Genomic DNA, 16,975 nt, shown 5'->3' on the forward strand with positions numbered 1-16,975 from the left:
GCCCTGCGGGCTGAAGTGTAAAAGCAACACTTCAGCCCTTCTCCTTTACACCGTCCACCCGGCTGCTTACATTAAAGCTTCTCCCGCCCATCAAGGAGTCGCCATGAAAGCATTGCTGCAAGCAGTCGTCCTGTCCCTCCTGTGTTCCACGCTGGCGTTTGCCGGCGAACGCGGCACGCCCGATGAAGCCATCGCGCTGGTGCAAAAAGCCGTTGCCTACCTCAAGGCCAACGGCAAGGAAAAAGCGTACGCCGAATTCAACAACCCTGCCGGCCAGTTCAAGGACCGCGATTTATACATTTTCGTCATCGACATGACGGGCATGGAATGGGCCAATGGCGCCAACCAGAAAATCGTCGGCAAGAACGTGCTGGATTTAAAAGATGCGGAAGGCAAGATGATGGTGAAAGCCTTCATCGATCTCGCCAAGTCCAAAGGCAAGGGCTGGGTCGACTATAAATGGCCGAACCCGGTCCAGAAAACCGTGGAAAGCAAGTCCACGTACCTGGAAAAAGTCGATGACGTGCTGATCGCGTCCGGCATTTACAAATAAACGCCGGACGCGCCGGAGGCAGTGTCAGCGCCACTGGTCGCGGCGCATTTTCCAGATTGCCAGTCCGGTAAAAGCCACGGCAAACGCCAGCAGGGCGGCCATCGGCGCCAGTGCGCCGTGCAGGCCGAGGCCGCGCCACGTGACCGCATCGAAACCGTCGACGGCCCAGCGCGTCGGCACGGCCAGGGTCAGCGATTGCATCCAGCCCGGGAACATGAACGATGGCACCCAGGCGCCGCCCAGCATGACCATGATCAAGGTGACAAACACGGCAATCCCACGGGCGGCTTCCGGCGTTTTCCCCCATGCGGCAATCAAGAGGCCAAAGCCGGCAGTCATCAGCGCAAAGCAGGCGGCAACGCCGGCAAACCCGGCGGCGGTAGTAATCGCCACTTTGAAGATCAGCATGGCGCACAGGAAGATCGCCGCCAGCAAACCGCACGCAATGATGGCGGCCGACACGCAGCGCGCCAGCAGCAGCGTGGTCAGCGTGACAGGAGCGGCCAGCAAACGGTTCCAGATGCCGGCGCGGCGGGCCAGCAAGATACCGATGCCGATGTCGACGCCCATGAACAGGATGAATTGCACGCTCATGCCGGCAAACGCATGGGCATAGCCGTTGTATTTGGGACCGGCGCTCAATGCTTCATCGCGGGTGGAAAATGGCATCGCCAGCCCGCCCTTCTGTTCCGGCGCCTCGGCCTTTGGCAAGGCGGCGCGGCTGTCCTGGAACTTGTTCAGGCTGGCCAGCAGTTCGCGTAACGGCAATGTCTCCGGCGTTTGCGGCATCTTTTTCAGGCTATCTTCCGTCAATTGGCGGCCCGCGTCGCCGTTGAACATTTCCGAGCTGACCACTTGCATCACGTGCTGCGTCAATATGCCTTTCACCATCGCCAGCACGGCCGACTGGGAAGGATCATAAAACAGCGGCAGTTCCGGTTTCGTGGCAGCGGAAAACAGTGCCGCGCCAGCCGCCTCGCCAAAGCCGGCAGGAATGACGACGGCCACGGCCAGCTTGCCCCCTTTGACTTTGGCCTGCGCTTCCGCCAGCGGCAGATCCACCACGTGCAGCGTGCTATCGCCCTTCAAGCCATCGGCAATTTTGCGGGCGGCCGCGCTGCTGTCTTCCTGCACCAGCGCGATATCAATGCGGCCCCGTTCTTCACCGCCACTGCCGCCAAACAAGGAACCAAAGAATGCCGCCAGCACAACCGGCAGCAGCAGGTGCATCATCAGCGCCCGCTTGTCATTCAGGTACAGCATCAAGTCTTTGCGCACCAGCGCGAAAAATGCAGTCATCGTGGCTCCTTTCAGTCGCGCAGGGTGCGGCCGGTCAGCGTCAGGAAAATGTCTTCCAGGCTGGCGCGGTTGGTGGCGAAATGCAATGGCGCGCCCGCTTGCGCAGCCAGCCAGGCCAGGACCGCCGGGGCCCCGGCCGTTTCCTGCAAGCCGATATCGAGCGCAGCGCCATCGGCGCGCACGCTGGTCACGCCGGGCTGCCGCGCCAGTTCCTGCAACAGCGCCGCAGCGGGCGCCTGCGCCAGTTCTGCGCGCAACGCCGCTTGTGATGGCAGGCGGCGATACAAGCCTGCCGGGCTTTCGTCCGCCAGCACTTTGCCGTGGTCGATAATGACGATATGGTCGGCCAGCCGTTCCACTTCCTCCATGTAATGGCTGGTGTAAATCAGCGCCATGCCCTGCGCTTTCAACGCTTCCAGCGTATCGAAGATGGCATTGCGGCTTTGCGGGTCGACGCCGACCGTTGGTTCATCGAGTATCAACAGGGCGGGCCGATGCAGCAGGGCCGCTGCAATATTCAGGCGGCGCTTCATCCCGCCGGAAAACGTGGCCGGCTTGTCGTCCGCGCGGTCGGACAGGCGCACCTGCTGCAGCACTTCCGCGCAGCGCTGCTTCAGCTGCGCGCCTGCCAGGCCATACAAGGCGCCAAACAGTTTGAGGTTTTCCAGTGCGGATAAATCGTCATATAGTGCCAGGTCTTGCGGCACGAGGCCCAGTTTGCGCTTGGCGGCGCTGTTGCCGGGCGTGATAGGCTCGCCATTCAGCGTGACGCTGCCGCCATCGCTGCGCAGCAAGCCCGCGATCATGCCAACCGTCGTGGATTTACCGGCGCCGTTGGGACCCAGCAGGCCGACCACCTGGCCGGCCATGACCTGGAATGAAACGCCGTCGACGGCCAGGCGGCCGCCATAGGATTTACTGAGATTGCTAACACTGAGCAGCACGGAAGACATGGCACACCAGGATCGGTAAAAACCGCCAGATTACTGCCATACTTGCCGAACTAGCAAGAAATCAATAGAGAAACTGATCAAACCGTTGCGGCATTGCACTGCAAGCCATGTCACGCTCAGATCGCGTAGCGCACCACGTTGTCGCTCCACTCGAACGCCGCCACTTCCAGCTCGACCAATTCGTCGGTGGACATTTCCAGGTCGCGCAAGGTCGGATCGATCTTGTGATCCATTTCTTCGACTTGCTCCAGGCATTCCGCCAACTGCAGCAATTCGCCAAAGAAGCCCTGGCGGTGCATCAGCGCTTCAGCCACTTCATCAATGACAGGGATTTGCGTGAGGATTTCTTCCATCGGCAAGCCAAACAACGTATCCATCAGCGACATGATGCCGACCGTGAACGCAATGTCCGACACGTGCTGGTGTTTTGGGCGCAATTTATGGGCCAGCAACTCGAGCAGACGGCCACGGGTGGTTGCCAGCATCAGCAGTGGCGTCATGCTGTGGCCGCGCTTGGCAGGTTCCGCATACAGCATGATTTGCAGCCAGCGCTGCAACTGGCGGCGGCCCAGGATGGTCACGGCCTGGCTCAGCGAATCAATGCGCTGGCGCGCACCGACTGCCGGCGTATTCACGAGGCGCAGCAAGTTCAGCGCCAGCGATACGTCTTTCTTGATGGCACGCTCGATTTCCACATTGTCCGCATCGGACGTCACCAGGGTCATCAATTCCATCAGCGCCAGTTGCGACGGCGACAGCTTCTTGCCGCTCATGATGATGGGCTTGGCAAAGTAATAGCCCTGGAAGAAATCAAAGCCCAGGTCCAGGCAATGTTTGAATTCGTCGCGCGTTTCAACTTTTTCCGCCACCAGTTTCTTGCCGTCTTGCTTGAAACGGGGCGCCATGCGCATCAGGGCCGGCAAGTCGGCATTGCGCATGTTCATCTTGACGTATTCGATCATCGGCAGCAGCGATTGCACCTGGCCGGTTTCCGCCGTCACATCGTCCAGCGCGAAGCGGAAGCCCTGCTCCACCAGTTCCGCCATGCGCGCCAGCACTTCTGGCGTGGCATCCATGTTTTCCGTGATTTCCAGGATGACTTTTTCCTTCGGCAAGAACCCCCAGATATCGCTCATGATGGTGTCGGCATCGACATTGACGAAGCCCAGGGCATCGCCAATGACTTTTTCCATGCCCAACTGCGCCGCGTGCGCGATTACGGACGCCGTCGCGCCGAGGTCGGACGTCACATTGGCGGGGCCGATCGGAGCGTTGCGGAATAACAACTCATAGCCAAACAATGCCTGATTGCGGTCCAACAGGGGCTGCCTTCCAAGATAAAACTCGCGTACACGCAAGTTTTTCGAGGCTGAATCGTGGGAAGAGAGATCGATCATGGCGTTTTCCTGCTGGTGGGGAACTTAAAATGTGCCGAAAGGTGCCGATAGGCAACAGAAGCTTATTGATACAAGGTTTTACTGATATTTTGGCATCAATTGCCGCCCTTGTCGCGGAGAATTTCAGGTGGCAACCCAGTAACAGCTTGCGGCAAGCCATCGATAAACAGTTTCAATTCGCCCTGGCCAAACGCGGTCCACTGCTCATTCGTAGTCAGCGGTTGCGTGACAATCACGGCCACGCGGTCATTCGGTGTCGTGACTTCGGAAAAATCCACTTTGACGTCTTCATCCGACAACATCGCTGTCTCGAATGGATATTGCCGCACCAGGTAATGCAGGTTGGTCGAACAGTGCGCCCACAGTTCGCCGCCGGATGACAGCATCATGTTGAAGGTGCCATGCGCAGCGATTTCCGCCACCAGTTCCGCCAGCACGGGGCGCAATTCGTCGCGGCCCGGGCAGCAATCGCCAAAGCGGGCGCGCAAGGTTTGCAGGATGTAGCAAAAGGCCCGCTCGCTGTCCGTCGTGCCGACGGGGCGGTAAGCGCCATCGAGCTGCGGGTGGAATGCTTTCAAATCGCCGTTATGGGCAAACACCCAATATTTGCCCCACAGCTCGCGCACGAACGGGTGGCAGTTTTCCAGGTTGACTTCACCCTGCGTGGCCTTGCGGATGTGCGCGATGACGTTCTTGGATTTGATTGGATACCGCTTGATCAAGTCCGCGATCGGCGACGTCACCGCCGGCTGGTGGTCGACAAAGTGGCGCACCCCGGCGCCCTCGAAAAATGCAATACCCCAGCCATCCTGGTGGGTATCGGTGCGGCCGCCGCGCATGGCAAAGCCGGTGAAGCTGAACACAATGTCCGTCGGGACGTTACAGTTCATTGCAAGGAGTTGGCACATGGGCAGATAAAGCTGGTTTCCTGAACCCGCACCTTATCATGCGTGCCGCCGCGAGGCGAGAGAAAGCCGGGCTCGGGCGCCCGGCCCGGGGATCAATGCAGCAGCACCGGCTGGCTCATTAACGGTTCATAGTTGCCCAGGAATTCGTCGACTTCTTCCATGGTGGGCTCGCCGGCAATCAGCCGGTTGACGTCGCGCCGGAACGTTTGTGCCATCACGCCGGCAATGAAAATCTCGCGCTTTCCTCCTTTGTCCACGATTTCATAGCCGCCAAACCGCAGGGCTTCCAGCTCGCGGTCGGCGCCAAACTCGACCACGCTGTATTGCTCGCTGTTATAGATCAGGTTCATGTCGTTTCCTTCGCGCTAGTGGCGGACACCGAGATGGTCTGCCGTACACCATGGAGGTGAGGGCCTGGCTAAGGAATTCAAGTAAGGCAAACGTGCCAATTGGTTCCCAGTGTTAGCAAACCAACATAAGGCGCATTTTCCAGCATGCCGCGCAACTGGCCGGCATGTTCCGCATTAGCCAGGCTGATCAACAACCGCGCCGGAGGACGGCGCAGCAGTCGATTTAATGATACGCGCAAAACCAGATTCCCGGTGCAGCACAGGCAGCCAGGAGCGATCCGCACCACAGTGACTTCCGGACCACACTCTGCCAATGGCGAATTGGCATCGGCTAAGCCTTCCAGAATGACTGCGGTATGCATACCGGGGTGGACCGCGCTATCGGCATGAATCGCGGCATGGATAGCGGCTTCGCGGGCCCCTGCAGTGGGGCCCGTGACAACCGTCGTGATGGTAAGGTTGACGCCGGCGGGCTGGCCGCCAGCAGGGACCGTCATTGGTTTTTCTTGGCCAGTTTGCCTGGCTCAACGCCCAACTGCTTGAGCTTGCGGTACAGGTGGGTGCGCTCCAGGCCGGTCTTCTCCGCCACGCGCGTCATGGAACCGCCTTCGCGGCCCAGATGGTGTTCGAAGTACATGCGCTCGAACGCGTCGCGCGCTTCACGCAGAGGCAAGTCAAACGACAGGTTGAACATATGGCCTTCGCCGGCATTGACGCTGGCGCCGCGGATCGCTGCATGGCCTGGCGCAACGTTGGCTGCGGCAAATGGTGCACCGGCTGCCACGGCGCCATCTTCCGGCGGCGGCGCCACAGCTGGACGCGGCGCCAGCGCTGGCGCGCGCGCCACTTCTTGCGCGCGGCTCAAGCCGGCCTGCACTGCCTTCAGCAGCTTTTGCATGGCAATCGGCTTTTCCAGGAAATTCAGAGCGCCGATGCGCGTCGCTTCCACCGCCGTATCGATGGTGGCGTGGCCCGACATCATGATTACCGGCATGGTCAGCAAACCGTCGCGCTGCCATTCCTTCAACAAAGTAACGCCGTCGGTGTCCGGCATCCAGATATCCAACAGGACCAGGTCAGGCGCGCCTTGCGCACGCGCCTCGCGCGCCTGCTGCGCGTTTTCGGCAAGTTGTATCGCATGCCCCTCGTCGCTCAGAATTTCGGAGAGCAACTCGCGGATACCCATTTCGTCATCGACTACCAGAATGTTCGCCATCTATCCCTGCCTTTTATACATTTCGCTGGACATGAAGCATTGTAATGCTTGCACGGCTCGCGATGATTTTATTAGTCTTTCAATATTATGCCAACTGCACCGGTGCCAACTTTAACAGCAAAATCAGCATCGATGCGCCACTTCTATCGACGTGGTTCTGGATATCGATCCGTCCCCCGTGTTCATCGATAATCTTCTTCACCATCGCCAGGCCCAAACCGGTGCCTTTCGCTTTCGACGTGACATACGGTTCGAACGCGCGCGCCAGGATTTTAGGCGCAAATCCGGGGCCATTGTCAGAAATTATCAGGCGCACGGCAGTCCGGGTTCCCCCGTCCGCGCCCTGGTAATGAATGGCCTCGGTGACGACGTCGATGCGGGGAGCGGCCGAGCCGGGTGGCAAGTCCGCCATCGCATCTTGTGCATTCTGTAATAAATTGTGGATGACCTGGCGTAATTGGCCAGAATCACCCATTACTTGCGGCAAGTCCGGCGCCAGCGCCAGGTGGATAATATCGTTGCCTTCGCCGGTAATGTACAGGTTAAGGATCTCTTCCACCAGTGCATTCAGGTCCAGGGATTCAAGGATGGCGGGCGGCGTGCGGGCGTAATCGCGGAAGTCGTCCACCATGCGCTTCATGGCGGCTACCTGGTTGACGATAGTCGAGGTGGCCTTGTTCAGCAGGTCGATGTCCGGCTGCTCTTCCAGCTTGGGTTCAAGCTTGTATTGCAACCGCTCCGCTGACAGCTGGATCGGCGTCAGCGGGTTTTTAATTTCATGCGCGAGGCGGCGCGCCACTTCACCCCACGCGATTGAACGCTGGGCTGAAATCACATCGGAGATATCGTCAAACACGACGATGTAGCCGCTGCCAGACTCCACCGGCAAGCGCGATCCCCGCATCAGCAGGGTCAAATCATGTTCTTCTTCACTGCCGGCCGGACGGGGGATATCGACCTGGCGCTGCCAGTGCAGGCGCTGCGCATTGCGGCCGGCCGCCGACGAGTGGGCGCTTTGCGCGGAAAACGCGGCCACGACGGCATTGGCAAAGTCTTGCAGCGACTCAATTTGCGTCAGCTGCTGGCCAATCAAGGTCACGCCTGCATGCTGCAAAATGCGCTCGACAGAATCGTTGCACGACACGAGGCGGAATTCGCCATCGAGCACCATCACGCCGGCCGACATATTGGCCAGCACAGATTCCAGGTGGGCTTTCGCGTTTTGCAGCGCGGCGCGGTTGCGTTCGACGGCGCTGCGCGCATCCGACAGCTGGCGCGTCATCGTGTTGAACGATTGCGTCAGCGTGCCCAGTTCATCGGAGCTGGCGACAATCGGCCGCGGCGACAAGTCGCCGCCCGCCACGGCCCGCGTCCCTTCCGCCAGCAGCAGCAGTGGCTGCGCCAGGTCGTTTGCAATCAGGAACGCCGCCGCAATGGCGCCAAACACGGCCAGCAGCAGGGTCAATGTCAGCGTTTCGGTATACATCTTGCGCAAGCCGTCGCGGGCCACGAAACGCTCTTTATATTCACTGTATGCGGTACGCAGGATCTTGCCGTTGGCCGCCAGCTGCACGGGCACGGCCTGGATGATTTGCAGGTAGCGCGGGGCCAGGTGCGAGCCATTCAATTGCACGGGATCGGGAATCGCAATCAGCACGCGCACGCGCAACTGGTTGGCGGCATCCGGCGCCGGCGGCGGCGGCGCGCCCACGCGGTCGTCGCGCAGTTCACTGCCATCTTCCGCCATCGCATACGATTGCTCGCTTTTCGCCGTGGCCAGCATCGACGAATTCGGCAAGTCCGCCGACAAGTTGATGCGCTGCGGCCCCGTGGCGGACACGATCAGCCCCCCTTCCGCATCGACAATGACGGCGCTCTGGGTGCCCGGATGGGTCTTCACGAAACGCGATAAGATCGCGGGCGCCGCATAAAACTGTTCTTCCGCCAGCAGGTTGGCTGTCTTTTTCGCTTGCGCATTGAGGTCGATGACGGCCTTGTCCAGCGCGTCGCGGCCCAGGTTCAAGCCCGCATCGAGCGCTTCCTCAATGCGCACGTTGAACCACGATTCAATCGAATGGGACACAAACTGCACGGACACGAGGAAGATCACGAGGCCCGGCAGCACGCCGATCCCGGCAAACAGCAGCACCAGCCGCATCATCAGGCGCGAACCGAATTTGCCCTGCTTGTAGCGTGAATACAGGCGGAACAGCGATACGCCGACGAGGATCAGCAGCGCCAGCGCGACCGCCGCATTCAGGCCCAGCAGCCAGCCGTAATAGCGGTCAAAAAAGCCGGAATTGTCCGAAGCGGAGGCCAGCAGGAACAGCAAAATGCTGACCACGGCGCCCGCGACGACGAACACATACCGCAATGCTGGCGTCACTTATTCCGCCCTGTACTGGAAAGTTTTCTTCGCTTCCAGGCGCCATTCGCTGTTATTGAAGGCATTGACCTGGATCGGCTTGGGCAGGAAATCACGGTCCAGGCGCATGCGCAGCGAGACGTTATAGACTTCGCCAGGCTTCAACTGGTTGCGCTGTGCAATCACCCAGCGGCTGGGGCGCCGGATCAAAAACAGCGCGTCATCGAGCGTCGCAAAGGATTGCTGTACGCTGCCGACGATGCCGACGTGGTATTGCCGCGTCAGCACATTGTAGGAAATACGGGCCGTACGCTTGACCCGCACGGCTTTTTCATCGACCCAATACCAGCGCGGACGGGTCAGCTCGACTTCCGTCGTGAAATACAACTGCACGCCATGCACCAGCGCGTCTTCCAATCCGTGGTTGAGTTCGAACGAATACGCGGCAGACAGCCGGTAACCCTCTTCCGCCGCTTCGATGAAATGGCGCGTGATTTCGACGGTGTCGTCGGACGCCTGCGCCGGATACGCGCACGCAACCATCAATAGCAACTGCATAACGAGTTGTCGAAAGAAGCGTCGCGTCACAAGAAAACCGGTACGTTGTATAACTGATAAATAATGGCGGATAGCAATAACGACAATATTACGCATCTTTCTGGAACAATGCGTAATACAAACCGTCATGATCCTGTTCGACACTGCCGGTGGGCAGCAATTGGCCGGGCGCATCGAGTCGGGTCGCGCCATTGCGCACCGCGAAAGCGGCCGCCTGCGCCTCGGACTCTTGCGGCCACAACGAGCATGTCACGAACAGCAATTTACCATTGGGGGCCAGCATTTTCCAAAGGTTGTCGAGGATTTCACGGGAAAGTGTTGCAAGTTGGAGCGTGTCCGACTTGCGGCGCAGCCAACGGATATCCGGGTGGCGGCGCACGATGCCGGACGCCGTGCAGGGCACGTCAGCCACAATGCGGTCGAACTGCTGGCCATCCCACCAGTTGTCGTGCTGCGCTTCGGCAACCTGCAATTGCGCACTGAAACCCAGGCGCTGCAAGTTTTCACCAACGCGGTCCAGGCGTTTCGGATCCGCATCGAGCGCCGTCATGCTGACGTCGGCCAGCTCCAGGATGTGGCAAGTCTTGCCGCCCGGCGCCGCGCACGCATCCAGCACGCGCATGCCGTTTTGTACATCGAGCAACCCGGCAGCGAGCTGCGCGCCCGCATCTTGCACAGAGACGATGCCATCGGCAAAACCAGGGATGTGCTGCACGCCGACCGGTTTGGCCAGGCGCACCGCATATTTGCCAACCTGGGTGGCGGCAATGCCGGCCTGTTCCAGGGTTTTCAGGTAGTCCGCCACGGTGGTGCGGCGCGCATTGACGCGCAAGGTCAGCGGCGGCGCCTGATTGCCCGTGGCGAGGATCGCCTGCCAGTCTTTCGGATACGCCGTGATGACGGCGTCGATCCACCATTGCGGGTAATTCCATTTCGCCACCGGCTGCTGCTCGATGGCTTCCAGCAATTCCTTGCGTTCACGCTGGAAGCGGCGCAGCACGGCGTTCATCATGGCTTTCGCGCGGGCCGTGTCCGGGTGCGAGCTGGCCGCCGTCACGGTCTGGTCGACCACGGTGAACTGGCTGTACGCCGCTTCGCCGTCGTCATCTTTGACCATCAGCGGCAATGCGCACGCCAGCAGCGCGCCCACCATGGGTTCCGGCGCTTTCGGCGCCATGATGCCGACCAGCGCATCGCTCCAGCCCAATTTGCGCATGGCGCGGTAAGCGATGTCCTGGATCGCGCCGCGTGCTTGCGGCGTCGCTTGCGTATCGTTGAACACGATGGCCAGCGCTTGCGGCAGGGCCATGCCTTCACGCACGCGCACCACGGCGGCGGCGGCGCCCAGCAGGGCGAAGGCCAGCGAATCCGGTTTGACGTCGGCTTTAAAACTGGTTTGCGGCGCGGTTTTGAAATCGCGGTGGTATGACGGACGCAGGCCGTCTTCGTTGCGGTCGGCGCGGGCCACGGGTGCGGCGGCCGGGCTCGGCGTGCGCGGCGGCTGTGCCTTGACTGCGGCGCCACGGTACGGGGCCTGGCCGGCTACGTCGTCGCGGCGCGGGCTGGAGGCAGGTTTGCCGTCGCCGCCATCCGGGCGCGGGAAGCGCTCGCGGAAATGGCCTTTGGCGCCGTCGTCGCTGCGGTTGAAGCGTTCGGTACGGAATGGTGCATCGTCGCTGCTGCGGGGAGCGCGCTCCGAGCGGAACGGTGGTTTGCCGGATGCGTCGTCATGGCGCGGGCCGCGTTCGCCACGGAATGGCGGTTTGCCGACGCTGTCATCGCTGCGCGGACCACGTTCGCCACGGGAAAACGGCTTACCGGCGCCATCATCAATGCGTGGGCCGCGTTCGCCGCGAACGAACGGCTTGCCTGCGCTGTCATCGTTGCGTGGGCCACGCTCGCCACGGAAAGGCGGCTTGCCGGCGCCATCATCATGACGGGGAGCGCGCTCGCCCCGGACGTATGGTTTACCGGCCGCGTCATCGCTGCGGGGGCCGCGTTCACCGTGGAATGGCGCAGCCTGGCCGTCGCGGCTGCCGCCAGTGCGGAACGGCTGGCCGCCATCGCCGCGCGGCGCCCCCGGTACTGCAGGTTTCCCCCCAGGCTTGCCACCTTGATATGCCCCCTTCCCCATTGCCGGACGGGCGCCCTTGGCAGGGGCCGCTGGCACGGCAGGCTTGTTCAATTTAAGGACGGGACGCTGCTTGTTCGACATATCGGAATTCCAGAGAGGTGGCCGCGCCCGCCTCCGTGCGGATCGGAGCCGGGAGCAGCCATTCTGGCTGCCGCTACGCGCATAAAACATGTAAAGGCAGCATTGTAACCCGGCTTGCCTGCAGTTCCTCCATGACATCACGTGGGCTCCGGCGCGCACCCGCCACGAAATGATCAAGAAAATAACATTGTCAAAGAAATCATTTCAAAAGAATCGCCATACATCAATATCTATTTGATAACAATACATAGTCTCTCTCTGGCTTACCCCAAGGAGAATGACATGACTAAGCGAATATGCGTAATTGTCACTGCCGTGGCCTGCGGACCCGCGCTGGCCTTCGCTGCAGAAGGCACACTCGGCTGGCGATACATCGATTGGTATAAGTCAGGTTCAACGATTCGTTACGCCCGCGACCCCGTCACCGCCTGTTCAAATTCTTCATTGCCCGGTGCATTCTGGGGATTGATCAGCATGGAACCGTTGGTAACTAGTTCTGGCTGGGATGGCGGCGCTTATTTTTGCAATTTAATAGGGCATACCAAGCCCCCCTCCGGGGCAGCGCTGGTCATCCTGGATTGCGATGCCATGGCAGGCTATATTCCGCAGTTCCCGGGTGTCTGCAAGAAAAAACGTCAGGCGCCACCGGCAGCACCGGGGTGTTCAGCAAATTCGGCGGGCTTTACGATAGGAAACCCGATTATGCTCGCGGCCGGCGCAAAAATTCAAAACGAGGTTGAATTGCAAAGCGGGAAGTCATTGCAAGTCTCCCGCCTGTACCGTACTGAACGCGCCCCTTCACATACGTCGACCGCAGGCTATATCTGGTCGTTTTCATTCCAGCGCTACCTGCTTGCAGCACCCGTGCCCGCCGGCCAGGTTTCTCCTTTCGTCACGCTGTTCAACAGCGATGGAACCAGTGTCCAATTCAACAAGGCAGGCAATCAATATGTGCCGGCGGATTCACATGGCGATGTGCTGACACCCCTGCCAACCGGTCCAGACGAGTGGCTGCTGAAAACAGCGGAAGGCCGGCTGGACAAGTTCACGAAGGTCTCTGGTCATTTGCGGCTGACCGCGTCGACAACAGCGGCGGGTCAAACCTCCACCTACCTTTACGACAGTAATGGAAGGCTCACAGACATCAGCGACACCGCTGGGCGCACGCTAAAAGTAACGTGGCACGACAACTACACCATCGCAGCGATCGCCAGCCCGGAGCTGGAAGTGCGGTACAACTATGAGCAGTTGGGCGCCGCCAGCGGCGTAACAACACCCGGCGCCGCCCGCCTGGTCAGTGTGAGCAAATACACACCCGACGGCAAGGTCATCAGCACTAGGCAATACCATTACGGTGAAGACTGGGATACGTGGTTTTTACTGACAGGTATTACGGACGAAAACAATGTCCGGTACACGAGCTACGCTTATGACAATGAAGGACGCGCCGTCCGCTCAGAGCATGCGGGCGGCGCGGACCGCTATGACATCAGCTATCCAAGTGACAGCAGCCGTGTCGTAACCGATCCGCTGGGAGCACAGCGGACCATCACCCTGTCCTGGGTCGGCGCCCACCACCTTGTCACCAAATTCAGCCAGCCCGGTGGTGCAGGATGCGGCCCCGCTGCCGCCAACTATGCGTACAACGACAACGGTACGTTACTGAGCCGTACTGATTTCAATGGTACAAAGACATGCTATTCATATGCCTCCGCACGCAAGCTGGAAACCACCCGCGTTGAAGGATTGCAGGCCACGGCAAGCTGCCCTGCCCCTGGCGCCATACCTTCAGTGGGTCAGCGCAAGACTTCCACCAAATGGCATCCAGACTGGGCCATCCCGGTAGCAACAGCTACGCCGCTGAAGCTAACGCATTACATCTACAATGGGCAACCTGACCTCGATGGCAAAATCCTTGATTGCGCATCTGGCGCCACGCTGCCCAACGGCTTGCCGTTCGCAGTCCTGTGCAAGAAGATCGAAATCCCCACCAGCGACGCCAATGGCAGTGCAGGGTTCAACGCCACGCCAGCCGGTCCTGCACGCGCCACGACCTATACCTATAACGCCGATGGACAAGTGCTGACAGAAACGGCAATGGGCCGTGCCGGCAGCAGCGGTGACACCACCACGTATGCTTATTACACGGCTACTGGCGCGTCATATTTCGCCGGGGACCTGGCAAAAGTAACACTTCCCGATGGATCAACCACCGAATACCTGGAATATACGGCATCAGGCATGCCGACCAGAATTCGGGAAGCCAACAGCCAGACCACGCTCCAGGTATTCAGTCCCCAAGGCTGGCTACTGCAGCGAACCATTTTTGCCGGCACGCCAGACGAACAGCAGACCCGATATAGCTACGACCCTGCAGGGCAACTGATCCGGGTCGAGTTTCCTGACACGACTGCTGTTAGCTATACATATGACGATGCACATCGCCTGACTGGTATCAGTGACAACTCTGGCAATACGGTGAGGTATGTCCTCGATCCGGCCGGGAACCGAATAAGCGAAGAAGTGCGGAATGCCAACGGCATATTACGCCACCAAATCACCCGCGTCTTTGACGTTCTGGGGCGGCTGCAACAAACCAGCGAAGGGGGGCAACGATGAATACCGTCTCGACTCTTGCGCTGATGTTCGCCGGCTCGGCAATACCATTCACGTCGTCCCCCGCTACTTTTGAATACGATGCCAATGGTAACCTGACCCGCGTCACAGATCCGCTGGGAAGAACAGCCAGCAAGCAGTATGACACCCTCAACCGGCCGGTGCGCGAGCAACTGCCTGCCGCGGGCGCCGGAACCAGTGCGCCGTCCATGAGATACACATATGACGCACTCGATCAACTGGCCAGCGTCACCGATCCAAGGAATCTCAAGACCACTTACATAGTCAATGGCCTTGCTGATCAACTGGGTTTGAGCAGTCCAGATACCGGGAACATTGCCCGAACCTACGATGCTGCCGGCAATCTGATATCGAGCACGGATGCGCGCGGCCAAGCCACGACCTATACCTACGATGCCAGAAATCGGCTGACGCGCATCGCCTACGCCAGTGGCATTGCCACAACGTTCGAGTATGGAGCAGCATCAGGCAGCGCCGATGGCCAATTGATCAGAATGACGGATGAATCCGGCGAAACAGATTATCAGTACGACGCAGCGGGCCGCCTGGTGTCGAAAACACAGACGGTCCGCCATGACGCCATTAGGCGGGAATTCAAAGTTAATTATTCCTATGGACAAAGCGGCTTCAGCCTCGGGAAGATCGACAGCATTACTTACCCAAGCGGCAATCGGATCTTGCTGGTTTATGGCAACGACGGCCGCGTATCGGATATTTATACGACCAGCGCCGGCAGCACCGCGTCCACGATCCTGCTACGCGACATCCACTATTCGCCGATGGGGTTGCCGGAGTCTTGGCACTGGGGAAATGGGCGTCGCTATCAACGCGACTTCGACCTGCAAGGAAGGTTGACCCGCTTTGCACTCGGCGAAGAACAGCAAGGCGGCACTGTCCGCTCGCTTGAATATGACGGCGCCGGCAACATCATGGCCACGCACCATACCCGTACAGATATCGGGGTCACCGAACTCGATCAACGCTACGCATATGACGAACTCGATCGCCTGACATTCTTTAATTCAAACAACACTTCACTATCGTTCGGCTACGACGTATCCAGCAACCGCACTCAGCTTGCTCTTGGCAGCCGTATCTATCCCATCCGCATCGCCCCGGCAAGCAATCGCTTGCAAAGCGCCGAAGGCCCGTTACCCGCCAAAACCTACACTTATGACGCGTCTGGCAATCTTGTCAGCAATGGCACTTTCAGCTTTACCTATAACGCGCGGGGACGGCTGTCTTCGTCAAAAAATAGCTCTGGCCAAACCCGCTACCTCTATAACGGAATGGACGAGCGGGTCGCCAAGACTACCGCTTCAACGGCATCCACCAACGGAAGTACATATTTTATCCACGATCAGGATCACCAACTGATCGGAGAATATGATGCCGAGAGCATCAACAGTATTGAAACAGTTTATTTGGAAGATATGCCCGTTGTAGTAATGCGGACTACCTTGCTCGCAGGAGTACCTGTCGCAAGCCTCTACTACATTTACACGGACCAGATTAAGACTCCGCGCGTCATTGCGAACGCGAAGGACAACAGTATCGTGTGGCGATGGGATCATGCCGACCCGTTTGGCTTGTCAGCTCCAGGCCCGGGAAGCGGCAATGCATTTATTTTCAATGGCAGATTCCCAGGCCAATATTACGATTTAGAAAGCAACCTAATCCATAACCGCCATAGGGATTATGACCCGGAAGCCGGACGATACATCGAATCCGACCGACTGGGGCTGGCAGGGGGACTAAACACTTACCTTTATGCTGACGCAAATCCTGTAAGCCGGATCGATCCAACGGGAGAGTTTGCCATCCCTGCACCTCTGATCATCATTGCTGCTGGTACAGGTGCCTACTACTGGTGGATGTCACAACACCGGCCTCCGCTTACAGCATCCCAGCCGGGCGGCATCATTCCGCCACAAGATTTCCCAGGCGGAATATCTTATCCCCCGAAAAATCAACCACAAAATTGTGTAGTGGGCGTCTTGCCCCCGGAAGTTCCTCGACCTCCCAGGGCAGACTGTGAAACCACCTTCAACATTTGCGTTGCCCATGTTAAAGGTTATGCCACCGGGTGGCTAACTCGAAGTTCTGGATATACACTTTGCTTAATGGCGTATGCAGTTTGCCGAAAACGAGGAGGTCAACCATGAAAACCACGTTCCCAAGCAAAAACTTTATAAACGATGCATACAATGCGTTTGACAATAGGGACACTCTGCAAATTTCCATAAACAGTAGTTGGCGCAGAAAAATACTTGTCAAGGAAATTGAAAGCTGGGCTCCCACAAAAAAAATCACATTAAGACCGATGGAACGATGGAGAATACCATCAGTGTTATGTGGATTATTTATGGTTCGATTGCATATGATTTATTATATGGCATTAGCCTCTGATTATCATGTTATCGGTGGAGTGAGCGATAACTCCATTATTATTATGTGCACGCCACTTTATTAATTCCCACACCGGAGCGAACGGCATGATCAGCCGTTCGCCCAAGCCTACCAT

14 protein-coding genes are annotated in these 16,975 nt (G+C 58.9%); 4 read left to right on the top strand and 10 right to left on the bottom strand.

Annotated features, from left to right (window positions below; all coding sequences use genetic code 11):
• The first annotated feature begins 103 nt into the window (after positions 1-103).
• The gene (locus tag GM668_RS08185; RefSeq protein WP_155438443.1) at positions 104-553 is read left to right on the top strand and encodes a cache domain-containing protein; all 450 of its coding nucleotides are present in this window, start codon (positions 104-106) and stop codon (positions 551-553) included.
• Positions 554-577: 24 nt separating this feature from the next.
• Here GM668_RS08185 and GM668_RS08190 read toward each other — a convergent pair whose 3' ends face one another.
• The 10 genes from GM668_RS08190 to rsmB form a co-directional block, all read right to left on the bottom strand.
• A complete protein-coding gene (locus GM668_RS08190) occupies positions 578-1,852 on the bottom strand; it encodes an ABC transporter permease (protein ID WP_155438444.1) in 1,275 nt (424 codons plus the stop codon).
• An 11-nt stretch (positions 1,853-1,863) separates the two neighbouring features.
• Complete coding sequence (locus GM668_RS08195) at positions 1,864-2,805, bottom strand: ABC transporter ATP-binding protein (RefSeq protein WP_155438445.1); 942 nt, start codon at positions 2,803-2,805, stop codon at positions 1,864-1,866.
• 116 nt (positions 2,806-2,921) lie between these two features.
• A complete protein-coding gene (locus tag GM668_RS08200; protein WP_155438446.1) occupies positions 2,922-4,202 on the bottom strand; it encodes an EAL and HDOD domain-containing protein in 1,281 nt (426 codons plus the stop codon).
• Positions 4,203-4,297: 95 nt separating this feature from the next.
• Positions 4,298-5,110: a class II glutamine amidotransferase gene (locus tag GM668_RS08205; protein ID WP_155438447.1), complete on the bottom strand. Its 813-nt coding sequence runs from the start codon at positions 5,108-5,110 to the stop codon at positions 4,298-4,300.
• A gap of 92 nt (positions 5,111-5,202) precedes the next feature.
• Positions 5,203-5,460 (bottom strand): BTH_I0359 family protein, encoded by a 258-nt coding sequence (locus tag GM668_RS08210; protein ID WP_154375633.1) that lies wholly within the window; start codon positions 5,458-5,460, stop codon positions 5,203-5,205.
• A gap of 77 nt (positions 5,461-5,537) precedes the next feature.
• Positions 5,538-5,957: a P-loop NTPase family protein gene (locus GM668_RS08215; protein ID WP_155438448.1), complete on the bottom strand. Its 420-nt coding sequence runs from the start codon at positions 5,955-5,957 to the stop codon at positions 5,538-5,540.
• The gene (locus tag GM668_RS08220) at positions 5,954-6,676 is read right to left on the bottom strand and encodes a response regulator (protein WP_155438449.1); all 723 of its coding nucleotides are present in this window, start codon (positions 6,674-6,676) and stop codon (positions 5,954-5,956) included. The genes GM668_RS08215 and GM668_RS08220 overlap by 4 nt, the downstream gene beginning before the upstream one ends.
• A gap of 85 nt (positions 6,677-6,761) precedes the next feature.
• Positions 6,762-9,062, bottom strand: a complete 2,301-nt coding sequence (locus tag GM668_RS08225) for a sensor histidine kinase (RefSeq protein ID WP_170305547.1) — start codon at positions 9,060-9,062, stop codon at positions 6,762-6,764.
• On the bottom strand, positions 9,063-9,599 hold the full coding sequence (locus GM668_RS08230; protein WP_229499041.1) for a DUF4390 domain-containing protein: 537 nt from the start codon (positions 9,597-9,599) through the stop codon (positions 9,063-9,065).
• 88 nt (positions 9,600-9,687) lie between these two features.
• Positions 9,688-11,037: a 16S rRNA (cytosine(967)-C(5))-methyltransferase RsmB gene (gene rsmB / locus GM668_RS08235; RefSeq protein ID WP_229499065.1), complete on the bottom strand. Its 1,350-nt coding sequence runs from the start codon at positions 11,035-11,037 to the stop codon at positions 9,688-9,690.
• 918 nt (positions 11,038-11,955) lie between these two features.
• On the opposite strand from rsmB, the gene GM668_RS08240 reads away from it, so the two are divergent.
• From GM668_RS08240 to GM668_RS08250, 3 genes are read left to right on the top strand one after another with little or no spacing between them, the layout of a single operon-like run.
• On the top strand, positions 11,956-14,433 hold the full coding sequence (locus tag GM668_RS08240) for an RHS repeat domain-containing protein (RefSeq protein ID WP_155438450.1): 2,478 nt from the start codon (positions 11,956-11,958) through the stop codon (positions 14,431-14,433).
• Positions 14,430-16,616, top strand: a complete 2,187-nt coding sequence (locus GM668_RS08245; protein ID WP_155438451.1) for an RHS repeat domain-containing protein — start codon at positions 14,430-14,432, stop codon at positions 16,614-16,616. Before GM668_RS08240 ends, GM668_RS08245 begins: the two co-directional genes overlap by 4 nt.
• Positions 16,613-16,924 (top strand): hypothetical protein, encoded by a 312-nt coding sequence (locus tag GM668_RS08250; RefSeq protein WP_155438452.1) that lies wholly within the window; start codon positions 16,613-16,615, stop codon positions 16,922-16,924. Before GM668_RS08245 ends, GM668_RS08250 begins: the two co-directional genes overlap by 4 nt.
• Positions 16,925-16,975 lie beyond the last annotated feature (51 nt).

Origin of the sequence: Pseudoduganella ginsengisoli (assembly GCF_009720865.1) — a bacterium.
Classification (GTDB): domain Bacteria; phylum Pseudomonadota; class Gammaproteobacteria; order Burkholderiales; family Burkholderiaceae_D; genus Rugamonas; species Rugamonas ginsengisoli.